Raw genomic sequence first — 5,795 nt, 5'->3', positions numbered from 1 at the left:
GGCTGGCTCGCGCCGCTGCTGCTGGTGGCCGGCGCGGTGCTGTGGGCCGCGGCCGGGATGTCGCCGCTGATGCCCGGCGCGCAGTTCGCCTTCTTCGCGATCGTCGCGGTGCTGGCGCTCATGCTGCGCCGTCTGCCCGGCCATCTGCCGACGCTCGCGCTCGCATCGCTCGCGCTGCTCGCGACGGTGCGCTACGTGTGGTGGCGCACGACGCAGACGCTCGACTTCCGCAGCCCGGTCGAGGCCGTCGCCGGCTACCTGCTGTACGGCGCCGAAGCCTATACGTGGATGATCCTGCTGCTCGGCTTCGTGCAGACCGCGTGGCCGCTCGACCGGCCGATCGTGCCGCTGCCCGACGACCCCGACACCTGGCCGACCGTCGACGTCTATATCCCGACCTACAACGAGCCGCTGTCGGTCGTGAAGCCGACCGTGTTCGCCGCGCAGAGCATCGACTGGCCGACGGCGAAGCTGCGCGTGTACCTGCTCGACGACGGCCGGCGCCCCGAGTTCGCGGCGTTCGCGGCCGAGGCCGGCATCGACTACCTGACGCGCGACGACAACCGTCACGCGAAGGCCGGCAACATCAACCGCGCGCTGCCGAAGACGCACGGCGAATACATCGCGATCTTCGATTGCGATCACGTGCCGACGCGCTCGTTCCTGCAGACGACGATGGGCGTGTTCCTGCGCGACCCGAAGTGCGCGCTCGTGCAGACGCCGCACCATTTCTTCTCGCCCGATCCGTTCGAGCGCAACCTCGGCACGTTCCGCGAGATCCCGAACGAGGGCAACCTGTTCTACGGGCTCGTGCAGTCGGGCAACGACCTGTGGAACGCGACGTTCTTCTGCGGCTCGTGCGCGGTGCTCAAGCGCAGCGCGCTGGAGGAGGTCGGCGGCGTCGCGGTCGAGACCGTGACCGAGGATGCGCACACGGCGCTCAAGCTGCACCGGCGCGGCTACACGTCGGCGTACCTGCCGACCGTGCAGGCGGCCGGCCTCGCGACCGAAAGCCTCGCGGGCCACGTGAAGCAGCGCACGCGCTGGGCACGCGGGATGGCGCAGATCTTCCGCATCGACAACCCGTTCCTCGGGCGCGGGCTCGGCCTGATCCAGCGGATCTGCTACGGCAACGCGATGCTGCACTTCTTCTACGGGATTCCGCGGCTGGTGTTCCTGACGATCCCGCTCGCGTACCTGTTCTTCCACCTGTACTTCATCAACGCGTCGTCGCTCGCGCTCGCGAGCTACGTGATCCCGTACCTCGTGCTCGCGAACGTCGCGAACTCGCGGATGCAGGGGCGTTTCCGCCATTCGTTCTGGGCCGAGGTCTACGAATCGGTGCTCGCGTGGTACATCGCGCTGCCGACCACCGTCGCGTTCTTCAGCCCGAAGCACGGCAAGTTCAACGTGACCGACAAGGGCGGCAAGATCGACGAGGGCTACGTCGACTGGTCGACGTCGAAGCCGTATCTGGTGCTGTTCGGGCTGAACGTGCTCGCGATCCTGGCCGGCCTGTGGCGGCTGGCGGCCGACCAGGGCGACGAGGCGTCGACGATCCTGATCACGCTCGGCTGGACCGTGTACAACCTCGCGATGCTCGGCGCCGCGCTGGCCGTCGCGCGCGAGACCAAGCAGGTGCGCGTCACGCACCGGATCGCGATGCGCGTGCCGGCCATGCTGCTGCTGGCCGACGGGTCGACGGCCGCGTGCTTCACGAGCGACTACTCGACCGGCGGCCTCGGCCTCGAAGCCGTGCCGGGGCTGCCGCTCGCCGTCGGCGACACGCTGACGGTGTGCGTGACGCGCGGCGATCGGGCGTTTCCGTTCCCGGTGCGCGTGACCCGCGTGACGCCGACGCACGTCGGCGTGAGCTTCGAGGCACTGACGCTCGAACAGGAGCGCCAGCTCGTGCAGTGCACGTTCGGCCGCGCCGATGCGTGGCTCGACTGGCATGAAGGCGAGCGCCTCGACACGCCGCTCGGCGGGCTGAAGGAAGTGCTGCGGATCGGGCTGGACGGCTACGTGCGGATGTGGAAGGGCGCGGCGCGCGGCGTGCAGGCGATGCTGGCGCCGAAACTCGATCGGGCGCGCGACTGACGCGGCGCCCATCATGGAGTGGTTTAGATGACGTTCTGGAATCTGTATTTCATCCTGAAGTTCGCGCTGTTCGCGACCGGGCACCTGCAGCCGTTCTGGCTCGCGAACCTCGCGTTCGCGGTGGCGCTCGCGGCGAGCGCGCCGATCCGGCGGCGCGCGTGGCGCATCGTGCGGCAGGTCGCGGCGATCGCGATCGCGGTGCCGCTGCTCGCGCGCGAGATGCACGCGCCGCCGCTCGCGCGCCTCGTCGATGCCGCGCGCGAAGTGAGCACGTTCCGTTTCGACTACTGGATGGAATTGCTGCCGCGCCTGCTGCCGCCGTTGCTGGTGCTGACGGTCGCCGGCGCGCTGATCGTCTATTTCATCGTGAACCGCTGGCTGCGCGTCGCGACGTTCGTGCTGGCCGTGCTGATCGCGATGCCGCTGTGGCAGGCCGGCAGCGGGCTGATGGCGCGCGTCGTCGCGCCGGCCCCGCAGCAGGCGAACGCGACGGGCGCCACGCGCGCCGACCAGCCCGAGGATCACAACGCGGCGCTGGCGACGTTCCGCGCCCAGGAGTCGCAGCGGCAGGTGGCGTTCGGCCATCTCGGCCAGGATCCGGCCACGCAGTTCGACGTGATCGTGCTGCACATCTGCTCGCTGTCGTGGGACGATCTCGATGCGGCGAAGGTGCGCAACCATCCGATGCTGAGCCACTTCGACTACCTGTTCACGAACTTCAGCACGGCCGCGAGCTACAGCGGCCCGGCGGCGATCCGCGTGCTGCGCGCGAGCTGCGGGCAGGAGGCGCACGCGGACCTGTACAAGCCCGCGCCGCAGCAGTGCTACCTGTTCTCGCAACTGGCGCGCGCCGGCTACTCGGTGCAGTCGCTGCTGAACCACGACGGCCATTTCGACAACTTCCTGCAGGTGATTCACGACAACATCGGCGTGGCCGATGCGCCGATGATCTCGAACGCGGCCGCGCCCGTCGCGATGCACGCGTTCGACGGCTCGCCGATCAAGGAGGACTATTCGACGCTCGCGAACTGGTACGCGCAGCGCGCGTCGGTGCCGGGGCCCGTCGCGCTGTACTACAACACGATCAGCCTGCATGACGGCAACCGTGTCGTCGGCAGCGCGCTGACGAGCATCGACTCGTATCCGCAGCGCGCGACGAAGCTGATGACCGACTTCGACCGGCTCGCCGACCTGATCGCGCAATCGGGCCGCCGCGCGGTGATCGTGTTCGTGCCCGAGCATGGCGCCGCGCTGCGCGGCGACGAGAATCAGATTGCAGGCCTGCGCGAAATCCCGACGCCGCGCATCGTGCACGGCCCGGTCGGCGTGCGGCTCGTCGGTTTCGCCGGCAACCATGGGGCAACGACCGTGATCGACCAGCCGACCAGCTTCCTCGCGCTCGCGCAGTTGCTGTCGAACCTGGTGTCGAACAGCCCGTTCAAGCCGGGCACGACGCTCGCGCAATACGCGGCGGACCTGCCGCGCACGCGCATGGTCGGCGAAAACGAGGGCACGGTGACGATGCAGACGGCCGCGGGTTACGCGGTGAAAACTCCGGACGGCGTATGGATCGACGAACACTAATCCTTCCCGGCGACGGCGACGACGATCGCCTGTCGCAACCCAACGACGTGATCGGTCTGTCGCGGCACCTGCCCGCGCTCGATCCCGAACGGTATGTCGACGAGCAGGCGCGGCGCGCGTTCGTCGAATCGCTCGATCGCTGGCCGACGCTGGCGAAGCTGATGGGATTGAAGCCGTAAACGCAAGACGGCCGGCGTGGGTGCCGGCCGTCGCTTCCTCTCAGGCGGTCCTGCCGATCCTGCCTATTGCGCCTTGCGCGCCGGCTGGCGCGTCCATTCGTGTTCCTCGCCCGGCACCTTGCCGAAGGTTTGATCGGCCCATGCCGCGCGGGCCGCATCGATCTTCGCGCGCGCGCTCGAGACGAAATTCCATTCGATGAAACGCTCGCCCGGCAGGTGCGCACCGCCGAGCAGCATCACGCGCGCGCCGTTCGCGCTCGCGAGCGCGACGGTCGCGCCCGGTTCGAGCACGGCCATCGTCGCCGCGGCGAGCGGCGTGCCGTCGACGGTGAGATCGCCGTCGACGAGATAGACGCCGCGCTCGTCATGCTCCGCATCGAGCGCGAGCCGGCCGCCCGGCGTGAATTCCGCGTACGCATAAAGCGTCGGCGAGAATACGGCGACCGGCGACGCCAGCCCGAACGCGGTGCCCGCGATCACGCGCACGGTCGCGCCGTCGCGCGTGAACGACGGCAGCGTGTCGGCCGCGTGGTGTACGAACGCGGGCGCGGTGTCTTCATGTTCGACCGGCAGCGCGACCCAGGTCTGGATCCCGTGGACCGGCTGCTCGCGCGGCCGATCCTCGTCGGGCGAGCGTTCCGAATGCACGATGCCGCGACCGGCCGTCATCCAGTTCACGTCGCCCGGCACGATCTTTTGCCGGAAGCCGAGGCTGTCGTGATGCATCAGCGAGCCGTCGAACAGGTAAGTGACTGTCGCCAGTCCGATGTGCGGATGCGGCAGTACGTCGATGCCGTGGCCGGCCGGCAGCACGGCCGGGCCCATTTCGTCGAAGAAGATGAACGGGCCGACGAGGCGCGCGGCGCGCGCGGGCAGCACGCGGCGCACGACGAGGTTGCCGATGTCGCTTTCGCGCGGCGTGAGCAGGGTCTTGATCGAGGCGGACATGGTGGGGGGATGCTCGTGGTCGGTGCGACAGGCGATCAGGCGATCGCCGTGTCGATCGTGATCGGGTGCGTGAGGATCTTGTGGACCGGGCACGCGTTCGCGATCTGCAGCAGGCGGTCGCGCTGCTCGTCGGTCAGGTCGCCGTCGAGCGTGATGCGGCGCACGATCGTGCTGCCCGCGCCGCCCGATTCGTGCGCGAGCTTCACGTGCACTTCGGCAAGCGGCCAGTCCTTGCGTTGCGCGTACATCTTCAGCGTGATCGCGGTGCACGCGCCGAGGCTCGACAACAGCAGCGCGACGGGTGTCGGCGCCGCGTCGCCGCCGCCGAGCGCAGCCGGTTCGTCGGCACGCCACTGATGGACGCCATCGCTGAAGTGGACGAGGTAATCGACCGAGCCGATGCTCGCTTCGACGGACAGTTCGCTCATTGCAGTTCCAGGTGGGGAAAGGGGGCGGGCCGGCGGCGTGGCCGGCCGGGCGTTACGGTTCGAGCAGCCGCTGCAGCCGCAGTTCCTCGAAATCGAGCTCCGATTCTATGCGGTGCAGCACCGCGTCGTCGACCTTGCCGTCGCGGTGCAGGTCGAGCAGGGCGCCGCGCGACACGCCGACGAGTTCGAGCTCCACGCGCAGCATGCGCGTGCGCACGCCGGCGGGCTCGGCGCCTTGCCGGTGCGCGCGTTCGTTGAACGTGACGCGATTGCGGTATTCGGCGAGCAGGCGGTCGAGCGACGGACGCTCGAGATCCGACCCGCGCTGCTCGCGCGCGTCGAGCTCGGCGAGCGCCGCGCCGAAGGTATGCGCGCGCACCGCATGCTCGGACATCGTGCGGCGCGCGGCCGGGCGCAGCTTCAGCACGCGGATCAGCGGCGCAAGCGTGCCGCCTTGCACGACGAGCGTCGCGATGATCAGCAGGAACGTGCTGAACAGGATCAGGTCGCGGCCGGGGAAGTTGGCCGGCAGCGCGACCGCGGCCGCGAGACTCAA

Annotated in this window: 5 protein-coding genes and 1 pseudogene; 3 read left to right on the top strand and 3 right to left on the bottom strand. The window is 69.3% G+C overall.

The genetic code is table 11. From position 1 onward, the window contains the following. From bcsA to G3N62_RS34015, 3 genes are all read left to right on the top strand, one after another. On the top strand, positions 1–2,100 hold a 2,100-nt coding region (gene bcsA, locus G3N62_RS34025; RefSeq protein ID WP_206141474.1), incomplete at its 5' end, for a UDP-forming cellulose synthase catalytic subunit. Between the two features lie 27 nt (positions 2,101–2,127). Beyond that, on the top strand, positions 2,128–3,684 hold the full coding sequence (gene bcsG, locus G3N62_RS34020; RefSeq protein WP_124669770.1) for a cellulose biosynthesis protein BcsG: 1,557 nt from the start codon (positions 2,128–2,130) through the stop codon (positions 3,682–3,684). Beyond that, a complete protein-coding gene (locus G3N62_RS34015; RefSeq protein ID WP_034186737.1) occupies positions 3,666–3,863 on the top strand; it encodes a hypothetical protein in 198 nt (65 codons plus the stop codon). The genes bcsG and G3N62_RS34015 overlap by 19 nt, the downstream gene beginning before the upstream one ends. Positions 3,864–3,926: 63 nt before the next feature. Here the strand turns inward: G3N62_RS34015 and G3N62_RS34010 are convergent, their stop codons facing one another. From G3N62_RS34010 to G3N62_RS34000, 3 genes and pseudogenes are all read right to left on the bottom strand, one after another. Further along, the gene (locus G3N62_RS34010; protein WP_124669769.1) at positions 3,927–4,811 is read right to left on the bottom strand and encodes a pirin family protein; all 885 of its coding nucleotides are present in this window, start codon (positions 4,809–4,811) and stop codon (positions 3,927–3,929) included. 35 nt (positions 4,812–4,846) lie between these two features. After that, positions 4,847–5,239, bottom strand: coding sequence for an OsmC family protein (locus tag G3N62_RS34005; RefSeq protein WP_124669768.1), 393 nt, complete (start codon positions 5,237–5,239; stop codon positions 4,847–4,849). 52 nt (positions 5,240–5,291) lie between these two features. Next, positions 5,292–5,795, bottom strand: a pseudogene (locus G3N62_RS34000) (sodium:proton exchanger); the annotation flags it as partial.

Source organism: Burkholderia sp. Tr-20355, assembly GCF_017104685.1.
Taxonomy (GTDB): Bacteria; Pseudomonadota; Gammaproteobacteria; order Burkholderiales; family Burkholderiaceae; genus Burkholderia; species Burkholderia seminalis.
The sequence above is the reverse complement of the archived record's forward strand: the minus strand, read 5'-3'. Positions and strand labels throughout refer to the sequence as shown.